This window comes from Novosphingobium fluoreni, assembly GCF_014196615.1.
Classification (GTDB): domain Bacteria; phylum Pseudomonadota; class Alphaproteobacteria; order Sphingomonadales; family Sphingomonadaceae; genus Novosphingobium; species Novosphingobium fluoreni.
This window is the reverse complement of the sequence record NZ_JACIDY010000007.1, coordinates 154,653-177,628: the sequence shown is the minus strand read 5'-3', so window position 1 is coordinate 177,628 and position 22,976 is coordinate 154,653. Positions and strand designations below refer to the sequence as shown.

The window sequence follows — 22,976 nt, the reverse complement described above, 5'->3', positions numbered from 1 at the left end:
GAAGCGATCTTTCGATCGTTGCCGTTGCGGCGGAGCGGTCCCTCTAGCGACTTTCCGCCGGATGGGAAGACCTTTTTTGCACTTTTTTTCGGACGGTATCAACCAAGGCCGCTTGGGCGGCGCTGCCAGCGGCTGACGGCCATGATCGTCCCCAGGCAGATCATGTTCGTCATCATCGATGAGCCGCCGTGACTCATGAAGGGAAGGGGAATGCCCACGACCGGCGCCAGGCCCATCACCATCATGAGGTTGATCGCCACGTAGAAGAATATCGTCAGCGCCATACCGGCCGCAAGCAGGCTGGAGAACCGATCGGTGCTGTTGCGCGCCACGCGCAGGCCCCAAAACAGGATTATGGCAAAGACCAGCAGCACGAACAGCCCGCCCAGCATGCCCCATTCTTCCGACATCGTGGCGAAGACGAAGTCGGTGTGAGACTCCGGAAGGTAGTCCAGATGGCTTTGCGAGCCGTTGCCGAAGCCTTTTCCGAAGAAGCCGCCGGACCCGATCGCGATCTTGGACTGGGTGATGTGGTAACCGGTGCCAAGCGGGTCACTCTCCGGGTCCATGAACACCAGGACGCGATTGCGCTGATAGTCGTGGAGCAAGGTGAAGAAGGCGACAGGCGCGATTACGGCCAGGGACCCGGCAACGCCCAGGAACCACCAGAGAGGCAAACCCGCCAGAAACATGGTCATGCCCCCGCCAAAGCAGATCGCGAGTGCCGTGCCGAGATCCGGCTGGATCATCACGAAGAACGCAGGCATCGCGATCAGTAGTCCTGCAGGCACTAGTCCGCGCCAGCTAGCGGTGATGGAGGCGGGCAGGCTTTCGTAAAAGCGGGCGAGGGCCAGGACGATGCCCGGTTTCATCAGCTCTGACGGTTGCAGCGTCATGAAACCCAAGTTCAGCCATCGCTGGCTACCGCCGCCAACGGCGCCCAGCAGCTCCACCAGGATCAACAGGACCAGGATCGCCCCGTATGCCGGGTAGGCGGCCATGCGGAAGAATTCGCGCGGAATGCGGCTGAGAGTGATAGCCGCGACCAGGAACACGCAAAAACGCAGGACGTGGCTGAGCGCGTAAGGCTGAAGGCTTCCGCCCGCCGCCGAATAGAGCACCGCTGCTCCCAGCGAGACCAGACCAGCCAGCGGGATCAGCACATGCCAGGGCTGGCGGGCGATCGTTTCGGGCACGATGGAGCGGTTCATTGCGGGTTGCCCCCCGGCGGCGAGAGGGTGATTGCAGGGGCCGATGGCTCGGCGGTCACAGGCGTCGAAGGTAACGCCACCGGCTCGGGCGGCGGCGTTTGCGGGCCGCTCACGATCGGCTGGTTGGTGGCGGGCGGCTGATCGGCCGCTTCCACCTTTTCCTCCGAAGGTGGCGCGGGCGCACCGCCTCCGTAGGCTTGTGAATAAGCGCGGTACTTGGCGTCCAGCCGCTGCTGCGCGGTGCCGCCCCACTCCTTTTCATAACCATGCAGCACCTCGACCGCCTTGTTGGGATCGAACAGGTAAGTCATCACATCGCGCGCGATCGGATAGGCTGCGCCCGATCCGCCGCCGTGTTCGACCACGACCGCCACGGCATAGCGAGGCTTGTCCGCAGGCGCGAAGCAGATGAAGTGGCCATGGTCACGGTGCTTCCATAGGCCGCCCTTGCCATTGCCGACATTGAGCCCGACGACTTGCGCCGTGCCGGTCTTGCCCGCCAGCAGGATGTCTTTCATCGGCAGCGCCGCGCGATGGGCGGTGCCGGGCCCGTTGACCACGTCCGACATGGCCTTGTGAATGATATCCAGATGTTCCTGCGGAATGCCCAGAGTGGGCGCAGGCTTGGCTTTGTCCGTGAACAGCATGCTCGGCACGAGGTTGAGGCCGGACGCCAGGCGCGATGCCATGACGGCCTGCTGCAGGGGGTTCACAAGAAAGTAGCCCTGACCGATCGTGGCGTTCACGGTGTCGTAGATCGCCCAATCCTTGCCGTACTTGCGCTTCTTCCAGGCCGGATCGGGCACGGTGCCGTAGGACTGGCCGACGACCGGCAGCTTGAACTCCTGCCCAAGGCCCAGGCGGCGTGCCATCGCCGCGATCGGGTCCATGCCGATGCGCTGGGCGAAGTGATAGAAGTACACATCGCAGCTCTGGTAAATGCCCTTGGCCATGTTGACCTGGCCATGGCCGCGCCGGTTCCAGCAGTGGAACACCCGGTTGCCGACCCGCAGGCCGCCACCGCAGAACACGCTTTCCTCCGGGTGCAGGCCCGCTTCCAGGAACGATAGGGCGACCATCGGCTTCACGGTGGAGCCCGGGGGATAAAGACCGCGCAGCACCTTGTTGCGCAAAGGCACGTGATCGTCGTCCGCCAGCATTTTCCACTCGATACGGCCGATGCCGTCCGAGAAGCTGTTGGGGTCGTAGCTGGGCATCGATGCCATCGCCAGCACTTCGCCGGTGTGGCAGTCCATCGCCACGACAGCACCCGATTCCAGGCCTATGCGCCGCGCGGCATAGTCCTGCAGCGGACCATCGATGGTCAGCTTGATCGGCTTGCCGGGCATGTCCTCCCGCGTTTCCAGATCGCGCACTACGCGGCCGCCTGCCGTAACCTCCACGCGCCGGGCACCGGGGTAGCCGCGCAGATCCTTCTCGAAGATTTTTTCCAGCCCGTCCTTGCCGACCTTGTAGCCAGGCGTGACGAGCAGGGGATCGCGTTCCTTTTCATACTCTTCGGCCGAAGCTGCGCCAACATAGCCGACCAAGTGGCCGACGCTTGGTCCGGTGGGATAGAAGCGCGAAAAGCCGCGCTGAGTCACCACGCCCGGCAAGTCGGGCAAGCGGACGCTGACGGCGGCAAATCGCTCCCAATCCAGGCCGGACATCACCTCGACCGGGGCAAAACCGTGGGATTTCTCCAACTTGTCGCGCAAGTCCTGCACGTCCACCGGCTGCATCCGCAACAGCCGGGCCAGTTCGCCGATGGTCTGCCCCTCATTCGTCATGCGATCAGGGATGACATCCACGCGAAAGTCGGCGCGGTTCGAGGCGAGGGGAGAGCCGCGCCGATCAAGGATCCATCCCCGGCGTGGGGGGATCAGCGAAAGATTGACGCGGTTGCTTTCCGATTCGAGCTTGTACTTCTCGTTCTGGGCGATCGAGAGATAGCCGAGGCGGCTGGCCAGCAAAATACCGATGCCGGCCTGCACGCCGCCGATGACCATGCTGCGCCGATCGAAGCTGTTGCGCAGCGTCGCCATGCTGACATGGCGCGGACGAAAGAGGCTCATCGAATTTCCAGGAACGGCGTCAAACGAAAGCGATCGGCCAGCGCCACGAAGCGACCGACGAGGGGATAAGCGAGGATGGAAATCACGATCTGCGGCCAGGTCACACGAAGGGGGGTGGCTGCGCCGTCCAGGTTCGCCAGCGCCAGTCCCAGTGCGGTATAAACTATAATCAGGCCGATCGCCACCAGCCATTCGGTGAGGAAGTTGCGCCAGGGCAGGCGCGCTTCGATCATGTCGAGCGCGATCGCTGCTGCGGAAAACAGCAGCACGGCCGATCCGAAGGGTTGGCCCGAAAACAGGTCATCGAAAATGCCGAGCGGCAATCCGGCCCAGATCGGCAGCAGGCCCGGGCGCAATTGCCGCCACGAGATGAACATCAGAAAGCCGAACGGCGGCAGCACGGGCGCGGAGGCGATCAGGGCAAGACCTGGCAGCAGCGATGCCAGCATCACGGTGGCCCATGGCGTCCCGCGCGCGACAATCTTGGAGGGCGTCCGATTGATCCGCGCCCGCCGCGTGCCGAATTGCGGCCAAAGCCTCACTGGCTATCCGGAATGGGGGTGATCGCCGGGGGCGGGACCGGCGCGAACGGTCGATCGACCAGCACGTAGTCCGAGTCGGAGGGATTGGCGATGACTTGCGCAGTCGCGCCATCGCGCAGAATGTTGGCCACGATGGCGATCGGCGTGCCCGGTCGGTAAAGGCCGCCAGAGCCCGACGTCACCAAGACATCGCCCTTCTTCAGCGGGTTGAGGCCCAGGTTGATCAAGCGGATGCGCAAGGTGCCGTCGCCGGTTCCTTGCGCGAAGGCCGGTACGCCATCGCTGGCGCGGCGCACCGGGACCACGCTTTCGGAGTCGGTCACCAGCAGCACACGGGCGCTGCCTTGCCCCACTTCAAGAACGCGGCCCAGCAGGCCCATCTCCGAGCGGACCGGCATGCCCTTCTGCACGCCGCGATCAGCCCCAGCTGCCAGCGTGGCATAGCGCCGCGTGCTGGCGGCAGTGGAACTTGTCAAACGCGTGACGACCACGGGTGCCGGGCTTTGCTGAGCCAGGCCCAGCAGGCCCTTGAGACGACGATTTTCCACCGCGGTAGCGCGCGCTTCGACCAGCCTGATCTTGGCGATCGCCAGCTCGCGTTCCAGCCGGGCATGTTGGCTACCCGCCTTGAAATAGCCGCTGACGGTGGCGAAGAAATCCTTGCTCGCCATCCGCCCCGTCGCGGTGACATGGCCGGCAGGCTCGGTCAGATCGGCGGCCAAAACCCGCAATCCGGTAAAGGCGCTCGGCTGAACGAAGGACACTACCAGCAGCACGACACCCAGCAGAACTCCGGCCACACCGGCGAAGTAGCTGATGAAGATCGTGTACTGCGCCCTGCGGGAATAGCCAGAGCGCCGGTTCGCGGGCGGCGCCATCAGCCGTTTCTCCTTTTCCGGCGCGTCCGCTCAGCGAAGACGCGCCGCCTTTCGAAAACGGCTCAGGCGGTCATCAACACGCCGCGGTAGATCGGGTCTTCCATGGCGCGCCCGGTACCCAGCGCCACGCAGGACAGCGGATCTTCCGCAACGCTGACGGGCAGACCCGTCTCTTCGCGCAGATAGTCATCCAAACCCTGGATCAGCGCGCCGCCGCCGGTCAGCACGATGCCCTGGTCGACGATATCGGCGGCCAGCTCGGGCGCGGTGTTCTCCAGCGCGATGCGCACGCCTTCGATGATCGCGCCGATCGGCTCAGACAGCGCCTCGGCGACGTTGGCCTGGCTGATCGTGATTTCCTTCGGCACGCCGTTCACCAAGTCGCGGCCCTTGATGTGGATCGTCTCACCCACGCCATCGGCCGGCATGACGGCGATGCCGTAATCCTTCTTGATCCGCTCCGCCGTCGATTCGCCGATCAGCAGATTGTGATGGCGACGTACGTAGGAGACGATCGCCTCGTCCATCTTGTCGCCGCCGACACGCACGGACGTCGTGTAGGCAAGGCCACGCAGCGAAAGCACCGCGACCTCGGTAGTGCCGCCGCCGATATCGACAACCATCGAGCCGACCGGCTCGGTTACGGGCATGTCGGCACCGATCGCAGCGGCCATCGGCTCGAGGATCAGATAGACCTGGCTGGCACCGGCGTTGCTGGCCGCATCGCGGATGGCGCGACGCTCAACCGAGGTGGAGCCAGATGGTACGCATATCACGATCTCCGGGTAGCGAAATAAGCTTTTCTTGCCGTGCACCTTGCGGATGAAATGCTTGATCATCTCTTCCGCGATTTCGATATCCGCGATCACGCCGTCACGCAGGGGGCGGATCGCTTCGATGTTATCAGGCGTCTTGCCCATCATCATCTTGGCATCGTCACCCACGGCCTTGACCTTCTTCACGCCATGCAGCGTCTCGATCGCGACGACCGACGGCTCGTTCAGCACGATGCCGCGATCCTGTACGTAGACGAGGGTGTTGGCGGTGCCGAGATCGATGGCCATGTTCTGCGAACCGAATTTGAAGAATCGCGACATCATCGAGGCCATCAGGAAATCCGTTAGGTAACCGGAAGGCCCGCCCGCGCATGGCGGGAAAGCGATCAGGTGGGTGGCGAGGAACGCGCGTCCCTTAGCCCAGAAATCCGTAAAGGCCAAAATTTTGTGTCGACAGCACTGGGGGTTTCGTCGCCTCCGTCTCGAAATCGCGGCGGTTCGTCGCTACCAGTGGAACGATGCCGCTTATCCGCAGACTGCCTGACGACCTTGTGAATCGCATCGCGGCGGGTGAGGTGGTCGAACGGCCGGCGTCTGCGCTCAAAGAATTGGTGGAAAACGCCATCGATGCGGGGTCACGCACGATCGCGGTGCGCCTTGCCTCCGGCGGGTTGGACCTGATCGAAGTGACGGATGATGGCTGCGGTATGGCCTCGGCTGAGATCGCCCTCGCGCTGGAACGCCACGCCACGTCCAAGCTGCCGGACGAGCGGATCGAGATGGTCGCCAGCCTGGGTTTTCGCGGGGAAGCCTTGCCCTCGATCGCCAGCGTCGCGCGGCTCACCATCGAAAGCCGTGCGCAGGGGACCGAAGAGGGCTGGCGCCGCACCGTGGACCATGGCGCGATCGCTGCCGACACCCCCGCCGCGCTGCCGTGCGGAACGCGTATTCGTGTTGAGGATTTGTTCGGCCGCGTGCCCGCACGTCGCAAATTCCTGCGCTCACCGCGCGCCGAATATGCCGCCTGCCTGGATGTGGTCCGTCGCCTGGCGATGGCGCGGCCCGAAATCGGCTTCACGCTGGAACATGACGGTCGGCGCACTCTGGCGACCCAGCCAGAAGAGGCGCTGGCAGCGCGGGTTGCGCGTCTGGTCGCGCGCGAACTGGCCGATGACGGCGTGGTGATCGAGGCCGAGCGTGGGGCTGCGCGGCTGACGGGCGTGGCTGGCTTGCCTACTTTCAATCGCGGCGTGGCCGATCACCAATACCTGTTCGTCAACGGTCGTCCGGTGAAGGACCGGCTGCTGATCGGCGCGGTGCGCGGAGCTTATGCCGATATGCTGGCGCGCGATCGCCATGCCGTCCTCGCGCTGTTCCTCGAAATACCGCCCGAGGATGTGGACGTGAATGTCCATCCAGCGAAGACCGAGGTACGGTTTCGCGACCCTGCCTTCGTGCGCGGGTTTCTGGTGGGGGCGCTGCGTCATGCGCTTGAGGCGCAAGGCCAGCGCAGCGCGCAGGCCCCAGCGGCGGGCGCGATGGGAGCGTGGCAGGTGGAGCCCCCTGCGCCTTCATCCCTGGCGCCTGCGCCCTCCCTGCAATCGCTGTTCGCGCGCCAATACGCTCCGGCGGCCAACTCCGTGCGTGAGATGGGGAATGGCTGGGCCGGGCGGGGCCATCAGCCGCTCGCTCCCCCAGCGGCGCGAGCCGAGGAAGCCAGCGAAGACGCGCCGGTGGCCGAACATCCGCTGGGCGTGGCGCGCGGGCAAGTGGCTGGGACCTATATCGTCGCCGAAGCGGAAGACGGCCTCGTCATCGTCGATCAGCATGCCGCGCACGAGAGGCTGGTGCTGGAGCGACTGAAAGCCGCCGGCGCGCAGGAGGCGATGATCCGCAGCCAAGCCTTGTTGCTGCCCGAAGTGGTCGAAATGGAAGAACCGGACTGTGATCGCCTGGAGGAAAAGGCGACGGAACTGGCACGCTTCGGCCTCGTCCTCGAACGGTTCGGGCCCGGTGCCTTGCTGGTGCGCGCCGTGCCTTCGGTCTTGGGCAAGGCCGACGCTCAGGCCCTGGTGCGCGATATCGCCGACGATCTTGCCCGTCATGGCGATGCCCTGCTGTTGGGGGAGAAGCTGGACCTCGTTTTGGCGACCATGGCTTGCCACGGTTCGGTGCGCGCCGGGCGGGCCCTGTCCGTGGCGGAGATGAACGCATTGCTGCGCGAAATGGAGCAAACGCCCCGCTCTGGCCAGTGCAACCATGGCCGCCCCACATGGGTTAAACTTGCCCATAGCGATATCGAGAAGCTGTTCGGGCGGAAATGATGCGGAAGATTTGGCTGGCAGTCCTGACGGTGGCGGCGTTGAGCGGATGCGGAGACGAGGACGCGCCACAGGCGAAAGCGGTCGATGACGCGCAGGATGTCGCGCTGGTGGAAAAGCTCAACCAGCCTCCGTTCAAGCCCGTGCTGCCCCAACCTTTCACGACAGAAGACATCGCACGGTATGACCTCGCCCGCGCCGGGTGCATGTTCCGGCCGGGCAAGCAAGCGGATGAACAACCGTTGTTCGTGGCGCAGCAGGATCGGGGTTACCTCAAGATCGAGGGCAAGCTTTACCCGCTGGCGGTGAAGAGCGGCAGTGCGGAACTGCCATCTGGCGCGCACAGCACTTATATCGGCACGCAGAACTGGGTCGAACTTGTGGCGCAGGCTGGAGAAGACGGCGCGGGACCGGGTGGGGCCAAGTCCTGGCCGAGCCGCCTCGTCATCCACGACTCCAACGAGCGCGTGGCTTTCGATTCGCTCGGCCAGGTAAGCTGCGCGCCGTCAACGCCCGAGGGGTCAACGGCCCAGGGTTAACCGAGCGAACAGCGTATAGCCCCACGGATTGTTGCCATAAGCAGCGTCTAGAGCGTCAGGCTTCAGGTAGCCCGAAAGCGAACCACCCAGTGCCAGCTCGAACGGATCGAGCCGGAACCTGCGCGCATATCCGGCTTGCACCTTGCTGACCCGGAAGGTCTGATCGTGCAGCGGATCGTCGTGATCCGGGAATAGCTCGTCGTTGGCGACATTCTCAAGCCGGCCGAACAGAGTGTTATGCTGATCAAGGTCCCAGTTCGCCTCCGCCAGCCATGCCGTCAGCGTGGGACCAGGAACGCGGTTTTTCGAACTGAAAGCTGCCATCGCCGACAGGCCTTCGCCGTTTTCATAGTGCGCGGAGGCGGTCAGCCGCTTTTCATCCTCACCGGGATGCAAGGCCTCGGGCTGCTTCAATTTGCCATAGCTCGCCTGGACCGCCCAACGCGGCGAAGGCGTCCAACTTGCCCGGACCGACCACGAATCAAGCTTCGGCGTTTCGATGTTCCAACGCCGCTCATCAGGCTCGGCGCCTCGGAACGCGGACCCTTCCAGCTGCCACTTGCCGGAAGAGAGCCCGGCGGTGACGACGCCATAGGTGATATGAGTGGAATCGAACCAATGGTGCGTGATCGGCGGCTCCGGGTTCAGCTTGGAGGATCGCCGCATCATGAAGGCGCTCGGCCCGAGCGAGGGCTCACCCACCGGTCCGCCATAGAGGTACGCGGTGGTATCGCTGCCCAAGTTGAAGTCGATCCGCGCCGCCAGTTCCATGAATAGGTCGTGCGGATGCTGCCGATCGACCAGCGGCTCACCGTTGGCCGTCTCGCCCGTCGCGAACAAATTGGGATAGCCGCGTGCGCTCATCGCCGGTTCCAGGCTCATCATCGAGCGGAGCTGGAGGTGGCCAAACCCGGTATCCCGCCCTGCCATCAGCATCGCCATGGACGTCGAGTAGAACTTGTCACTCCCGCGCGGCCCGGAATGGTCGGTATATTGCGTGGTGACAAAGCCGTGGGCCATCACCATCCAATCGCCCGCCATGACGTGAATTCCCGGCATGGACGGCACCGCGCCAGGCAGTCGTGACGTGCCCGAACCGATCTCGAAAGCAGCGGGCTGATCGCTTATCGCACCGCCGTGGCCCATCGCGGCGTGTTCGGCGGCGGACATGTGATCCGGGTGCGCCGGGACGGGTGAGACTACTGTGGGAGCGGGTGCGGGGGGAGCCATATCATGGTTCATCCCCGCGTGATCGTGCATCTGTGCAGACGCCGGCAATGGAATGAGGGCCGCGCCAGACAGCGCGACCAGAAGGGTCGTTCTCAACATCGTGAATTCCTGAAAATAGGTCGAGCCGGTGAAGGGCTATCGCGGACTTTTCAGGACCGGGGAGGGGGCACTTCCGGGCGCGCGCGCGGCGGCAGGAAAACGCGATGGAGGGCTGGCAAGCCGATCAGGGCCGCAGGAAGCTGAGCCTTTGGCGCTGCTACCATGCCGAAATCGGGTAGTACGCAGCCGATGCAGTCCCGTCGTTCCGATTGCCCGGAATCAGAGTGATGTCCCTTTTCGTGGGCTGGCGCATGAACGATGTGATGCGTCGGCGGCGGCACGCAATGGCCGCTCATCGCCAGGGCCGGCGCGGAAAGCGCAAATAGCAGCAAAAGGGCAAGGAGGCGGCGCAGCATCAGGAGCCGCTTATAGACCCGGCGAGGCCACAAGCGCTATGCCCGTGATTGCAATTTTGCGCTTGCCCCCTTCCGGTGTCAGTTTCTGGTCATTTCTTCCCCAGGCTCGGCCCCGCGCGCAGCTTCGCCTCTGGATCCGGAATGATGCGATAGCGTGCGGTGATCAGGCTGAAGAGGCCGAACATTACGATGCCCGCGGCGGCGATCGTGAATGCGGGTCGATTGTCGCGTAAGTCCAGCAGAACCTGGCCGAGCGACCGGGCCTCCTCGCTGCTGGCAAACCATGCAGACCGCAGTAGCGACCAGCCCATCAGCAGGAACACGACGCCGCGCGTCGCATGGCCGATGCGACCGATCCAACAGGTGGCATCCGGCGCGCGAGAGGAAATATGCTTCATGAAGCTGGCGTCGAACGCCTGCTTCGCCTGGAAGGCAGCACCCACGATCAGCGCCGCGCCCACCACGCCGATCGCCACCGGGCCCAGGTCATAGGTGAGCGCCGAAGTCGCCAGATCATGTGTGCGATCCTCCGCCTCGCTTTTGGCTCCATAAGCCAGCTGCAGCGCAGTCCAGGACAGGCCGGCATGGATCAGCCCACTTGCGAGGTAGCCCACGCGCTGGCCGATGCCTTTGATATCGTTGCCCAGGCTTTCGAGGTCGTAGGTTGCGGCGATGAACTTGTAGAGCGCATAGCCCAGCAATCCCAACGCGGAAACGTAGAGGATAGCGGTACCACCGGGTATCGAGCCGAGATATTCCAGCGAGCCGGTGACCCCGTCCTGCGCCTCATCACGCCCGCTGGCGGTCAGCGCCAGGCAGCCGAGCAGGACATAGACGACACCACGAGTGGCGTAGCCAAGACGAGCCAGCCAAACCACCTTCTCCGACTTGTCGACCATCTCTTCCGCTCCCTTAGAGAACGCACAATGCGTGAGGAAGCGGTTCGTGCCGCGGGCCGTCCCGGAACAAGTCCGGGACGGGGCCGGATCAGACGTTGAACTTGAAGTGCATCACGTCGCCATCGTGAACGACGTATTCCTTGCCTTCCTGCCGCAACTTGCCTGCTTCGCGAGCCGGTGCTTCACCGCCCAGCGTAACGAAATCGTCATAGGCGATGGTTTCGGCGCGGATGAAGCCACGCTGCATGTCGGAGTGGATTTCTCCGGCCGCTTCGGGAGCCTTCGCGCCCTTGTGCACGGTCCACGCGCGAGCTTCCTTGGGGCCGACCGTGAAGAAGGTTAGCAGGTCGAGCAGATCGTACCCGGCGCGGATGATACGCGCCAAGCCGGTTTCATGCAGGCCCATTTCCTCCAGGAACGCCATGCGCTCCTCAATGTCCATGCCGGTCAGTTCCGCCTCGATCGCGGCCGAAACGATGACGGCGCTGGCACCCTCGGCCTTCGCCTTTTCGAACACGCGAGTGGAGAACGCATTACCTTCGGCCGCCGCTTCTTCCTCGACGTTGCATACGTAAAGCACGGGCTTGGCGGTAAGCAGCTGCGCCTGGCGGAAGACGCGCGCCTCTTCCTCGTCGGCGGTCTGGGTCAGGCGAGCGGGCTTGCCTTCACGCAACAGCTCCAGCGTCTGGCCCAGCACGGTGGCGATCAGCTTGCTTTCCTTGTCGCCCTGCGCCGCTTTCTTCTGGGCGGCGGGGACGCGCTTTTCCAGGCTTTCGAGATCGGACAGCAGCAGCTCGGTCTCGACCGTCTCGGCATCGGCGATCGGATCGACCTTGTTCTCGACGTGCTGGATGTCGTCGTTCTCGAAGCAGCGCAGCACGTGGACGACCGCGTCCACTTCGCGAATGTTGCCCAGGAACTGGTTGCCCAGGCCTTCACCTTTCGAAGCGCCACGCACCAGCCCGGCGATGTCGACGAACGACAACTGCGTCGGCACGACCTTGGCGGAACTGGCGATCTGAGCCAGCTTGTCCAGGCGCGGGTCGGGCACGCCGACCTGGCCGACATTCGGCTCGATCGTGCAGAACGGATAATTCGCCGCCTGCGCCGCCTGCGTCTCCGTCAGCGCATTGAACAGGGTCGACTTGCCGACGTTTGGCAGGCCGACAATCCCGCACCGAAAACCCATGATATGCTCCGCGCTAATACAATCGCGGGCCCATAGCGGCAGGCGAGGCGCTTGGCCAGTTTCGCCTGCCGCCAGCGCTCAATCGATCGGATCGAGCACCTCTGATTAAGAGGCAGCGCCGCGACGCCGCCCTATCATCAACCCTTGCGAGCCTTTCTCCGAGCGATGGCCAGGCCGACGAGTCCAGCGCCCATCAGGCCGAGCATGCCGGGTTCGGGAACCTTGGTGCCGCCGCTGGTGCCGCCAGTGGTTGTGCCACCGCTCGTGCTGCTGCCGCCGCACTTGAACTTGCAGCCGCCGCCCCACCATGAGGCATGTGCAGGCGCCGTGATAGACAGCGCGACGCCCAAGGAAACAGCGGCAGTCAAAAATGTCTTGCGGATCATAAAACAGTACCCCTCACGAAGAGCATCAGGTTAACGCTCATGCGATTTTGATTAGGCAACAGACGTGCCAAACCAGTATCTGAAAAGGGTTCGATGGTTAACGCCGCAAGCGTCGCCCAAATCGTGTCAAGTCAGTCGACGATTTACTGTAACTTAGATTTGCTGGCGCATTGCCACATTGTTCATGAAGCGGGTGCCGTCCTCGTTCGCCAGCCATTCCGCCTCTGCCGAGATCGCACCCAGCATGCCTGACAGGTCATCGATTTCCGCCTTGGCGTAGTTGCCCAGGACGTAGCCGGTCACGCGGTCCTTGTGTCCGGGATGGCCGATGCCCAGCCTGACGCGGCGAAAGTCTGCGCCAAGGTGCTGGTCGATCGAGCGCAAGCCGTTGTGCCCGGCGGTGCCGCCGCCTTGCTTCACCTTGACCTTGAAGGGGGCGAGATCGAGTTCGTCATGGAAGACGGTAAGGGCGTCCAGGCCCAGCTTGTAGAAGCGCATAGCCTCACCCACGGCGCGGCCGCTCTCATTCATAAAAGTGGCGGGCTTGAGCAGCAGGATCTTCTGCGTGCCGATGCGGCCTTCCTGCAGCCAGCCCTGGAATTTTTTCTGCACAGGGCCGAAGCCATGCATATCCGCCATGGTATCCAGCACCATGAAACCAACGTTGTGCCGGTTCATCGCATACTGCGCGCCCGGATTGCCGAGGCCGACCCAGAGCTGCATGTGATACCTTTCCGAACTCAGGCGCGCGCCGCGCAATACAAAACCTCGTCATCCCCACGAAGGCGGGGATCCATCTCCGGGTCCGATACCATGATCATGGCCGGAGATGGATTCCCGCTTCCACGGGAACGACGAGGTTAGGCTCTTTGGATTTGAAAGAAACCCGCGCCGATTACTCTGCGGTGGCTTCCTCGGTTCCTTCTTCGTCACCCTCGGCGCTCTTCATGGCCGAAGGCGCGACGATGGTGGCGATGGTGAAGTCACGATCGCTGATCGCGCTTTCCACGCCCTTGGGCAGCTTCACCGCGCTGATGTGGATCGAATCACCCACTTCGGTGCCGGTCACGTCGACTTCGATCTGATCGGGGATGCTGTTGGCATCGCAAACCAGTTCCAGGTCGTGACGGACCACGTTCAGCACGCCGCCCTTCTTGAGGCCGGGCGAGGCTTCCTCGTTGGCGAACACCACCGGCACGTTGACGTGCACGGTCGCGTTGCGGGCCAGGCGCAGGAAATCGACGTGGAGCGGACGGTCGTTGACCGGGTGGAAGGCAACGTCCTTGGGGAGCGTACGCAGCTTCTTGCCGCCAACTTCGATCTCTACGATCGAGTTCATGAAGTGGCCGGTGCCCAGCAGGCGGACCAGCTCCTTCGCCTCGACGTGGATCGACAGCGGTTCTTCCTTGTTGCCATAAATTACGGCGGGAACGCGGCCTTCACGACGCAGCACACGGGAGGCTCCCTTGCCAACCCCTTCGCGCGTCTCGGCCGGCAGGTTCAGCGTATCGCTCATGATAACGTGCCTTTCGAAAACATTTTGAAGTGAAGGATAGCGCCGGGTATCGGCGCATCCTCTCCCGCCACGCCTCCAGGGATGACCATGGCCGGGAAGCGCGCGCCCTTAGCGGTAGAAGCGCGCGAAAGCAAGGATCACTGTATGCGGCGGACTGTGTAGCCCTGGCGTGCCAGCATGCCGACAAGGCCGTCCTCCCCCGCCATGTGCGCTGCGCCCACGGCCACGAACGGCTTGCGGCCCGCGCGTAGCTCGGCGGTGATCCGCCTGGTCCAGCGCTCATTCCGGGCAGTGAACAGCGTGGTGCGCAATTCAGGGTCTGCCAGCAGGCCGGTCCGGGTTTCGGCCTCGATCCGGCGCATATCGCCCTTGCGCCATATATCGACGAGCTTGCTCTCGTCATCCAGCGCTCCGGCATCATCGATTACGGCGTTAAGCAGGTCCCGCTGTTCCGCTTCGGGCAAGGTATCGAAGATGGAGAGTTGGCCCTTGGCGCCTTCCAGTTCGATGACCGGCTTGCCCTTCGCGGCGGCGAGCACCTCGCGATCTACGCCGTTGACGGCATCGCCAGCGTCTTGTGGCCGAGCCAGCGTCAGCGCGATGGCCCAGGTTTCCATGTCGTGCATATCCGCAGGATCGATACCCCGCGTGCTGAGCAGGGCATCCAAAGCCTTTCGCCGTTGCGGCGGTACTCGCTCCGACATGGGGGGCAGTCCGGGCGAATGGGACAAGCTTGCGAAAGTCTGCGCGACAGCGGCATCGTCGGCGACGTTGGCCAGTTCCACCAGCACCTCGTCCGATCGGTTCAGGGCGGCGGCTACCTTGGCCGTTTTCCATTGCAAAGGCGCTGGCGCCGCATGGATCGTACCGAACAGCCAGCCTTCCGATCCATCCGGACCGGTGATGTGCCACAATGCCGGATCAGCGGGCAGGGGCTTTTGCGCGCAGGCCGCCAGGATCAAGGCGAGGCCGCAAAGGCACGTTGTAATCCGAAGGAACGGAAACCATCGCGAAAGCACGATTGGCTATCGCATCCGCTTGGTCTTCACCCCATCGACGGCGAGCTGCTTTTGCACGCTGTCCTTGCCGGCAAGGTGGCCTGCGCCAACCGCGATGAAGACCGTGCCGGGCTGCTTCAGCCGCTGTTCTATCCACCGGGCCCACGCCTTGTTGCGATCCACCAGCAGGACTTTCATCAGCAGCGGATCACTTTCCTCCTCGTTCATCAACTTGGCCAGGTCGTCCGCCTTCCCGGTCTTCCAGGCTTCCACCATCTGCAGGATTTCCTTGCGGACGTCAGGGAAGCTATCCAGCACTTCGTTCAGGTAGGTCACCTGCGTCGCCTGGGGCAGCGAATCGAACAGACCCAGCTGCTGCTCGGCGGTTTCGAGTGCCAGATGCTTCTTGCCGTTGGCGCGCGACACAAGCTGAGCCTCCGCCCCGTTCATCGTGCCGAAGCCATCCTTCAGGATCGGCAGAGTCGATAGCGCGACGGCGGCGTACCACGGGTCGTTCGCGTCGAAGGCGGAAACCGGCAACTGCATCGAGGCCAGCGCCGCCTCGTACTTCTTGCGGACATCGGCGGGCAGGGCTTCGCGCAAGTTGCGCGGCGGATCGGCCAGGGCGACCTTGGCGATGCGTGCCTGCGTCTCGGGATCGGTGGGTTCGAGTATCTCCGTCACCAGCGTATCGGAACTCTCGAACGCCTTGGCGACAGGCCCGTTGTACCAGTCGATTCCCGGCGGCAGGATGTGGATGGTACCGAACAGATAGATCGTCGTGTCCTTGTCGACGATCTTCCAAAGCGCCGGTCGAGCCTTCACGACTGCGGCGGGCACGGCCGCCTCCTTCGCCGCGCAGGCGGGGGTGAGGAACAGGAGCAGGGCGGGGGACAGGGCGCTGAGCACGCGGCGGAAAAGGTTCATGCGCTGCCTTATAGGGGCTGCGCGCGACCCGTCGATGGCGGATCGTGGGCAGCAAGCGGATGTTGACCGGTTCACGGCCATCCGCCAAAGCGCCGTGCCATGTTGACCGCCCAAAAGCCGGTGTCCGACCAACGGACTGTGCCGCTCAGTTTCCAGGACATGATCCTGACGCTCCACGCGTTCTGGAGCGCGCAGGGTTGCTTGGTCCTGCAGCCCTACGACATGCGCATGGGCGCGGGTACATTCCACCCCGCTACTACCTTGCGCGCGCTGGGGCCGGAGCCGTGGAAGGCCGCCTATGTCCAGCCTTCGCGCCGGCCGACCGACGGGCGCTATGGTGAGAACCCCAACCGGCTGCAGCACTACTATCAGTATCAGGTGATCCTGAAGCCCAACCCGGCGAACCTGCAGGAGCTTTACCTGCAAAGCCTGGCCGCCATCGGCGTCGATCCGCTGGCGCATGACATCCGCTTTGTCGAGGATGACTGGGAGAGCCCGACGCTGGGCGCCTGGGGGCTGGGCTGGGAAGTCTGGTGCGATGGCATGGAGGTGACGCAGTTCACCTATTTCCAGCAGGTCGGCGGGTTTGACTGCAAGCCGGTCGCGGGTGAGCTGACGTACGGCCTGGAGCGTCTGGCGATGTATATCCAGGGCGTGGACCGGGTGTACGATCTGCGCTTCAACGATCAGGGCGTGTCCTACGGCGACGTCTTCCTGGCCAATGAGCAGGAACTCTCGAAATACAACTTTGAGATCGCCGATACCGAGCAGCTTTTCACCGGCTTCCGCCACGCCGAGGCCGAGGCGCAGCGGTGCATCGCGGCGGGCATTCCGCTGGCCGCTTATGATCAGGCGATCGAAGCCAGCCACTTGTTCAATCTGCTGCAAGCCCGCGGTGTGATCTCGGTGCAGGAGCGTGCCAGCTACATCGGTCGGGTGCGCGATCTGGCGAAGGGTTCGTGCGAAGCTTGGATCGCCAAGAATGCGGACCGCTGGGCCAGCGAATACGCCGGGTGGACCGCATGAACGGTTCATGCGGAGGCGCAGAGGCGCGGATAGAAAGCAAGAGGATGCGCGCGCAGAGGCGCAGAGGCGCAGAGAAGTCGCGCCGGGCCGAAGGCCATTCATCTTCTCTAGCGATCAGCAAACCGATTGCGTCGAAAGTGAGAGCGGCCTCGCCGCAAGCGCAGTCTCTCTGCGCCTCTGCGCCTCTGCGCGCGCCCCATCCTTCCTTTTCCCTTCGCGTCTCCGCGCCATCGCGTGAAACCGTCAAGCGAGCGGCCTGAACATCATGACCGACTTCCTGCTCGAACTGCGTTCCGAGGAAATCCCCGCCCGCATGCAGGCCGGCGCGCGCGCCGATCTGGAAAAGCTGTTCCGCAAGGAACTTGCCGCCGCCGGTGTGCAGGCCGGCGCGATCACCGTCTGGTCCACGCCGCGTCGCTTGGCGCTGATCGCCCGTGATCTGCCACAAGCGACGCAGCCGGTGCAGGAGGAAACCAAGGGTCCTGCGCTGGGCGCGCCCGCACAGGCGATGGACGGCTTCCTGCGCAAGGTCGGGCTGACGCAGGACCAGCTGGAAGTCCGCGATCTCAAGGGCAAGCAGACCTACTTCGCGGTCATCGAAAAGCCTGGTCGTGCCGTGGCGGACGTGCTGGCAGAGGCGATCCCCGCGATCGTCCGCGCGTTTCCCTGGCCCAAGTCGATGCGGTGGGGCACCGCTTCGATCAGCACCGAAAGCGCGCGCTGGGTGCGCCCGCTTTCCGGCATCGTCGCCATCTTTGGCGAAGACCTTGTGGCCTGCGAGGCGGGCGGCGTGCAGAGCGGCTACGCGACGCTTGGTCATCGCTTCCACCACGCGGGCGAGATCACCATCGGCGGCGCGCATGACTATGCGGACAAGCTGCGCGCCTGCCACGTCATCGTCGACCATGAGGAGCGTCAGGCGATCGTGCGCGATGGCGCGCGCGCTGCTGCCAAAGCCGCGGGTCTCACGCTGGTCGAGGACGAGGGGCTGGTGGTAGAGAACGCGGGCCTCACCGAATGGCCGGTGCCGCTGCTCGGTCGTTTCGAAGAGGCGTTCCTGGAAGTCCCGCCCGAAGTGATCCAGCTGACCGCGCGGGTGAACCAGAAGTATTTCGTGTGCGAGGCCGACGGCAAGCTCGCCAATGCCTTCATCTGCACCGCCAACATCGAAGCGTCGGACGGTGGCGAGGCGATCGTCGCCGGCAACCGCAAGGTCCTCGCCGCGCGGCTTTCGGACGCGCGGTTCTTCTGGGACACCGACCGCAAGACCACGCTGGCCGATCAGGCGAAAAAGCTGGAGCGCATCACCTTCCACGAGAAGCTGGGCACCGTCGCCGACAAGGTCGAACGCGTGGCCAAGCTGGCGGAGTGGCTGGCGACCGAAGGCATTGTGCCCAACTGCGATCCCGCACTGGCGCGTCAGGCGGCGGAACTATGCAAAGCCGATCTCGTCACCGAGATGGTCGGCGAGTTCCCCGAACTCCAGGGCCTTATGGGCGGCTACTACGCCCGCGCCGAGGGCCTTCCCGACGCCGTCGCCGACGCCATCCGCGACCACTACAAGCCGGTTGGGCAGAGCGATGAGGTGCCGACAGCTCCGGTGACTGTGGCGGTGTCGTTGGCCGACAAGCTGGATACCTTGATCCGGTTCTTCGATATCGGCCACCTACCATCGGGTTCTAAAGATCCTTTTGCACTCCGTCGCGCCGCACTCGGGGTCCTATCAACTTTGCAAATGAACGGCATTCGAATGCCACTTAATTTGCTCTCAGTTGGCGCAGAGGCACCCGCAGGCACCTTCGCGTCTGGATTGTACGGGCGAGGTATAAGCGCAGCTTTGCCAGAACTTCTCGACTTCTTCGCCGATCGCCTTAAAGTCCAGCAACGCGAAGCCGGCGTCCGCCACGATCTGATCGACGCCGTGTTCGCGCTGGGCGGGGAGGACGATCTCGTCCGGCTGCTCGCCCGCGTCCGTGCCTTGCAGGCGTTCATCGGCACCGAGGAAGGCAAGAACCTCCTCGCGGGCTACAAGCGCGCTGCCAACATCCTCAAGAAGGAAGACTGGCACGGCGTCCAGGGCGAGATTTCGCAAACTGGCGAGGAAGACCCGCTGGCCATGGTTGACGATCCCGATCTCGCCCCCGTCATCGCTGCCAAGATGGCCGAGCGGCAGGCCCTGTCCTACACGCCCGAACCCGCCGAGCAGTCCTTGATGGACGCACTCGCCACGGCCGCGCCCAAGGCCGAGCAGGCGGTCGGTGCGGAGGACTTTGCCGGCGCCATGGCCGCGCTGGCCTCGCTGCGCGCTCCGATCGACGCCTTCTTCGATGACGTGACGGTCAACGATGCCGATCCCGCAAAGAGACAGGCCCGCCTGGGACTGCTTGATCAATTCCGTGCTGCAGTGCACAACGTGGCGGATTTTTCACGCATCGAGGGTTGACGGGCCGCGCTTGTTTTCCGGCCCCGCCACGCCTTCTTCGTGAACGAATTTAGGGCTTGTCGCGGGGCGACAATCCTCGCACGTGGGAAGAAGAAAAACCGATGGGCACCGATACTATGGTCAAGCAGGTCTATACTTTCGGCGGCGGCGTGAAGCATGACGATCCGCGCACGCGGGACAAGGTGATCACGGGCGGCAAGGGCGCCAACCTGGCCGAGATGGCCGGCATCGGCCTGCCAGTGCCGCCGGGCTTCACCATCACCACGGAAGAATGCGTGAAGTACCTGGCGGAAGGGGCCAACTTCTCCGATCAGCTACGCGCCGACGTGGCCGAGGCGTTGACTCATATCGAAAAGACCGTCGGCAAGAATTTCGGCGATGCCGCCGATCCGCTGCTGGTTTCCGTCCGGTCAGGCGCGCGCGTTTCGATGCCGGGCATGATGGACACGGTGCTGAACCTGGGCCTCAACGACCAGACGGTGCAGGGTCTCGTCAGCGCATCGGGCGATGAGCGCTTTGCGTGGGACAGCTATCGCCGTTTCATCCAGATGTACTCCGACGTCGTGCTGGGCGTGGAGCACCATCTGTTCGAGGAAGCGCTGGAGATCGCCAAGGAAGATAACGGCTATCTCAACGATACGGAATTGACCGCCAGCGACTGGCAGAAGATCGTGGCCGAATACAAGGCCATCGTCGATAAGGAGCTGGGCAGACCGTTCCCGCAAGACGTGCAGGAGCAGCTGTGGGGCGCGATCCAGGCAGTGTTCGACAGCTGGGATTCAGATCGCGCCAAGGTCTATCGCCGCCTCAACGACATCCCGGGTGACTGGGGCACGGCCGTCAACGTGCAGGCCATGGTATTCGGCAACATGGGCGATACCTCGGCAACCGGCGTTGCGTTCACGCGCGATCCCGCGACCGGCGAGAAGGCCTACTACGGCGAATGGCTGGTCAACGCGCAGGGCGAGGATGTCGTCGCCGGCATCCGCACGCCTCAGTACCTGACCAAAGCCGCGCGCGAGCGGGCCGGGGCCAAGCCGCTCTCCATGGAAGAGGCAATGCCCGACGCCTACGGCGAACTGGCCGACGTGTTCGAGCTGCTGGAAAAGCACTACAAGGACATGCAGGACATCGAGTTCACCGTGGAGCGCGGCAAGCTGTGGATGCTGCAGACCCGCTCAGGCAAGCGCACGGCCAAAGCTGCGCTCAAGATGGCGGTAGACATGGTGGCAGAGGGTCTGATCGACGAGCGGACCGCAATTTTGCGCGTCGATCCGATGGCGCTAGACCAGTTGCTGCACCCCACGCTGGACCCCAAGGCGACGCGCGATGTGCTGGCCAAGGGCCTGCCCGCCTCGCCAGGCGCTGCGTCAGGCACGATCGTGCTGGATGCCGATACCGCCGAAAAGCGCGCCGAACTGGGCGAAAGCGTGATCCTCGTCCGCGTCGAAACGTCCCCTGAGGACATTCACGGCATGCATGCCGCCAAGGGCATCCTCACCGCGCGTGGTGGCATGACCAGCCACGCCGCCGTCGTGGCGCGTGGCATGGGCCGATGCTGTGTCTCGGGTGCGTCGGCGGTGTCGATCGACATGAAAGGCCGGACGCTGAAGATCGGCAACCGCAGCCTGAAGGAAGGCGACGTCATCACGCTGGATGGCTCGACCGGAGACATCATGGCTGGAGAAGTGCCGACCGTGGAGCCGGAATTGGCCGGTGACTTTGCCGAGCTGATGACCTGGGCCGACAAGCACCGCCGCATGAAGGTGCGCACCAACGCCGAGACCCCCGCCGATTGCAAGATGGCGCGGCAGTTCGGCGCGGAAGGCATCGGCTTGTGCCGCACCGAGCACATGTTCTTCGACGCCAGCCGCATCTCCGCCGTGCGACAGATGATCCTGGCCGAGGACGAGGCGGGCCGCCGGGCCGCTCTGGACAAGCTGCTGCCCGAGCAGCGCGATGATTTCGCGCAGATCTTCATGGTGATGGCCGGCCTGCCGGTGACGATCCGCCTGCTCGACCCGCCGCTGCATGAGTTCCTGCCGCAAGGCGATGCCGAGTTTGCCGAACTGTCCGAGACGATCGGCATCGGTGTCGACACGCTCAAGCGCCGCGCGGATGAGTTGCACGAGGCCAATCCGATGCTCGGCCATCGCGGCTGCCGCCTGGGGATCACCTTCCCGGAAATCTACGAGATGCAGGCTCGCGCGATCTTCGAGGCGGCTTGCGACGTGATTGACAAGGTGGGTGAGGCGCCGGTGCCCGAAGTGATGATTCCGCTGGTCGCCACCAAGCGCGAAGTGGCGATCCTCAGAAAGCTGGTCGACGATACCGCCACGAAGGTCTTCGCCGAGAAGGGCAAGTCGGTCGACTATATGGTCGGCACGATGATCGAGCTGCCGCGCGCCGCGCTGATGGCGGGCGAGATCGCGGAGGAGGCTAGGTTCTTCTCATTCGGCACCAATGACCTGACGCAGACGACGCTAGGCGTCTCGCGCGACGATGCGGCGCGGTTCCTCTCGCCCTATGTGGAGAAAGGCATCTACGCGCGCGATCCGTTCGTCAGCCTGGATATCGAAGGCGTGGGCCAGCTGGTCCAACTGGGCGCCGAGCGTGGCCGGGCGACTCGCCCAGACTTGAAGCTGGGCATCTGCGGCGAGCATGGCGGTGATCCGGCCTCGATCGCATTCTGCGAAAAGGTCGGCCTCGATTACGTCAGCGCCTCGCCGTATCGCGTGCCGATCGCGCGGCTCGCGGCGGCGCAAGCTGCGCTGGCTTGAGACTTGGAAAGGCTGGAGGGTTTACCGCCGCCAGCCTGACAAGGTTAGGATTTCAAACCGTTCGACTGTTCGGCCGTCGCGTCCGGCAGCGCGAAAGGCTTCCGCCGCTCGCGCATAGGCGGCTTTGCCCAACGGCGGGCCGGGGTCAGAAAGGACGTTCGACACGCCTTGCGCGCGAAAGTCATCGATCGCGCGCTTGAGAGACCGGAACCCCACGTCCAGGTGGCGCGAATCCGCGACCGGATCGGCAAAGCCAGCCCGCTGCAGCAATTGCGCCCCGGCGCGGACGTCCACCATCGGATGCACGCGGGCCGCCGGGCGCTCGCCATCGCCTGCCAGCATCGCCGCGCGAAGAGCGGGCAGGCTGCCCGCACCGCAGAAGCTGGCGATCGCCAGGCCACCGGGGGCAAGGGCATTGCGCATGTGGATCAGCGCGCCAGGCAGATCGTTCACCGTGTCCAAGGTCGAGAGGCTGACGATGAGGTCATAGCCGCCGGAAGGGAACGGCAGTTGTTCGTCAAAGCCGAGCGCCGGTTCCTCCTGCACGACCTGGATGCCTTGGGCCGTCAGGGCATCGCCCAGGAACGCGCCGGTATCGCCGATCAGCAATGCGCGGGCCGGTTGATGCCGCACGAAGGCCAGGCGTTCCAGCACATCTTCCAGCATGTCGTCGAGCAGGTAGCGCGGGGCGTCAACTTGCTGCTGGGCATGAAGCATCCGCCGGCGGGCAGCGATGCGACGGTGCGGGGAGAAGATCTTCGGAAGCTGTTGGTCGGCCATGGCGT

The 22,976-nt window shown here is 64.1% G+C and carries 19 protein-coding genes; 5 read left to right on the top strand and 14 right to left on the bottom strand.

Annotation, left to right across the window (positions count from 1 at the left end; translation table 11 throughout):
• Positions 1–98 precede the first annotated feature (98 nt).
• The 5 genes from rodA to GGR39_RS14000 all read right to left on the bottom strand — a co-directional run bounded on the left by rodA (position 99) and on the right by GGR39_RS14000 (position 5,815).
• Positions 99–1,211 carry a rod shape-determining protein RodA gene (gene rodA / locus GGR39_RS14020; RefSeq protein ID WP_183617785.1) on the bottom strand — a complete coding sequence of 371 codons (1,113 nt, stop codon included), beginning with the start codon at positions 1,209–1,211 and terminating at the stop codon, positions 99–101.
• On the bottom strand, positions 1,208–3,286 hold the full coding sequence (gene mrdA, locus GGR39_RS14015; protein WP_246388733.1) for a penicillin-binding protein 2: 2,079 nt from the start codon (positions 3,284–3,286) through the stop codon (positions 1,208–1,210). The genes rodA and mrdA overlap by 4 nt, the downstream gene beginning before the upstream one ends.
• A complete protein-coding gene (gene mreD, locus GGR39_RS14010; RefSeq protein ID WP_343055894.1) occupies positions 3,283–3,828 on the bottom strand; it encodes a rod shape-determining protein MreD in 546 nt (181 codons plus the stop codon). The genes mrdA and mreD overlap by 4 nt, the downstream gene beginning before the upstream one ends.
• Positions 3,825–4,706 carry a rod shape-determining protein MreC gene (locus tag GGR39_RS14005; protein ID WP_058737724.1) on the bottom strand — a complete coding sequence of 294 codons (882 nt, stop codon included), beginning with the start codon at positions 4,704–4,706 and terminating at the stop codon, positions 3,825–3,827. Before GGR39_RS14005 ends, mreD begins: the two co-directional genes overlap by 4 nt.
• A 62-nt stretch (positions 4,707–4,768) precedes the next feature.
• Complete coding sequence (locus tag GGR39_RS14000) at positions 4,769–5,815, bottom strand: rod shape-determining protein (RefSeq protein WP_058737723.1); 1,047 nt, start codon at positions 5,813–5,815, stop codon at positions 4,769–4,771.
• A 185-nt stretch (positions 5,816–6,000) separates the two neighbouring features.
• Between GGR39_RS14000 and mutL the strand changes: the two genes are divergently transcribed.
• Both mutL and GGR39_RS13990 read left to right on the top strand, forming a co-directional pair.
• The gene (gene mutL / locus GGR39_RS13995) at positions 6,001–7,806 is read left to right on the top strand and encodes a DNA mismatch repair endonuclease MutL (RefSeq protein WP_183617783.1); all 1,806 of its coding nucleotides are present in this window, start codon (positions 6,001–6,003) and stop codon (positions 7,804–7,806) included.
• Positions 7,806–8,342 carry a hypothetical protein gene (locus GGR39_RS13990; RefSeq protein ID WP_221226140.1) on the top strand — a complete coding sequence of 179 codons (537 nt, stop codon included), beginning with the start codon at positions 7,806–7,808 and terminating at the stop codon, positions 8,340–8,342. Before mutL ends, GGR39_RS13990 begins: the two co-directional genes overlap by 1 nt.
• On the opposite strand, the gene GGR39_RS13985 is transcribed toward GGR39_RS13990, so the two are convergent.
• From GGR39_RS13985 to GGR39_RS13950, 8 genes are all read right to left on the bottom strand, one after another.
• The gene (locus GGR39_RS13985; protein WP_246388728.1) at positions 8,325–9,671 is read right to left on the bottom strand and encodes a hypothetical protein; all 1,347 of its coding nucleotides are present in this window, start codon (positions 9,669–9,671) and stop codon (positions 8,325–8,327) included. The two genes, GGR39_RS13990 and GGR39_RS13985, sit on opposite strands and share 18 nt — an antisense overlap.
• Positions 9,672–10,116: 445 nt before the next feature.
• Positions 10,117–10,926 carry a DUF1206 domain-containing protein gene (locus GGR39_RS13980; RefSeq protein ID WP_183617779.1) on the bottom strand — a complete coding sequence of 270 codons (810 nt, stop codon included), beginning with the start codon at positions 10,924–10,926 and terminating at the stop codon, positions 10,117–10,119.
• A gap of 88 nt (positions 10,927–11,014) precedes the next feature.
• The gene (gene ychF / locus GGR39_RS13975; RefSeq protein ID WP_183617777.1) at positions 11,015–12,115 is read right to left on the bottom strand and encodes a redox-regulated ATPase YchF; all 1,101 of its coding nucleotides are present in this window, start codon (positions 12,113–12,115) and stop codon (positions 11,015–11,017) included.
• Positions 12,116–12,252: 137 nt separating this feature from the next.
• Entirely contained in the window at positions 12,253–12,501 is a 249-nt protein-coding gene (locus GGR39_RS13970) for a PEP-CTERM sorting domain-containing protein (RefSeq protein ID WP_183617775.1), read from the bottom strand.
• 153 nt (positions 12,502–12,654) lie between these two features.
• Entirely contained in the window at positions 12,655–13,224 is a 570-nt protein-coding gene (gene pth / locus GGR39_RS13965; RefSeq protein ID WP_183617773.1) for an aminoacyl-tRNA hydrolase, read from the bottom strand.
• Between the two features lie 172 nt (positions 13,225–13,396).
• Positions 13,397–14,017, bottom strand: coding sequence for a 50S ribosomal protein L25/general stress protein Ctc (locus GGR39_RS13960; RefSeq protein WP_183617771.1), 621 nt, complete (start codon positions 14,015–14,017; stop codon positions 13,397–13,399).
• Positions 14,018–14,154: 137 nt separating this feature from the next.
• Complete coding sequence (locus tag GGR39_RS13955; protein ID WP_221226139.1) at positions 14,155–14,979, bottom strand: TraB/GumN family protein; 825 nt, start codon at positions 14,977–14,979, stop codon at positions 14,155–14,157.
• 63 nt (positions 14,980–15,042) lie between these two features.
• On the bottom strand, positions 15,043–15,942 hold the full coding sequence (locus GGR39_RS13950; protein WP_183617769.1) for a TraB/GumN family protein: 900 nt from the start codon (positions 15,940–15,942) through the stop codon (positions 15,043–15,045).
• A gap of 99 nt (positions 15,943–16,041) precedes the next feature.
• On the opposite strand from GGR39_RS13950, the gene GGR39_RS13945 reads away from it, so the two are divergent.
• The 3 genes from GGR39_RS13945 to ppdK all read left to right on the top strand — a co-directional run bounded on the left by GGR39_RS13945 (position 16,042) and on the right by ppdK (position 22,191).
• The gene (locus GGR39_RS13945) at positions 16,042–16,968 is read left to right on the top strand and encodes a glycine--tRNA ligase subunit alpha (protein WP_183617767.1); all 927 of its coding nucleotides are present in this window, start codon (positions 16,042–16,044) and stop codon (positions 16,966–16,968) included.
• A 265-nt stretch (positions 16,969–17,233) separates the two neighbouring features.
• Entirely contained in the window at positions 17,234–19,411 is a 2,178-nt protein-coding gene (gene glyS, locus GGR39_RS13940; protein ID WP_183617765.1) for a glycine--tRNA ligase subunit beta, read from the top strand.
• Positions 19,412–19,527: 116 nt separating this feature from the next.
• On the top strand, positions 19,528–22,191 hold the full coding sequence (gene ppdK / locus GGR39_RS13935; protein ID WP_183617862.1) for a pyruvate, phosphate dikinase: 2,664 nt from the start codon (positions 19,528–19,530) through the stop codon (positions 22,189–22,191).
• 21 nt (positions 22,192–22,212) lie between these two features.
• Here the strand turns inward: ppdK and GGR39_RS13930 are convergent, their stop codons facing one another.
• Positions 22,213–22,971 carry a methyltransferase domain-containing protein gene (locus GGR39_RS13930; RefSeq protein WP_183617763.1) on the bottom strand — a complete coding sequence of 253 codons (759 nt, stop codon included), beginning with the start codon at positions 22,969–22,971 and terminating at the stop codon, positions 22,213–22,215.
• Positions 22,972–22,976: the final 5 nt, after the last annotated feature.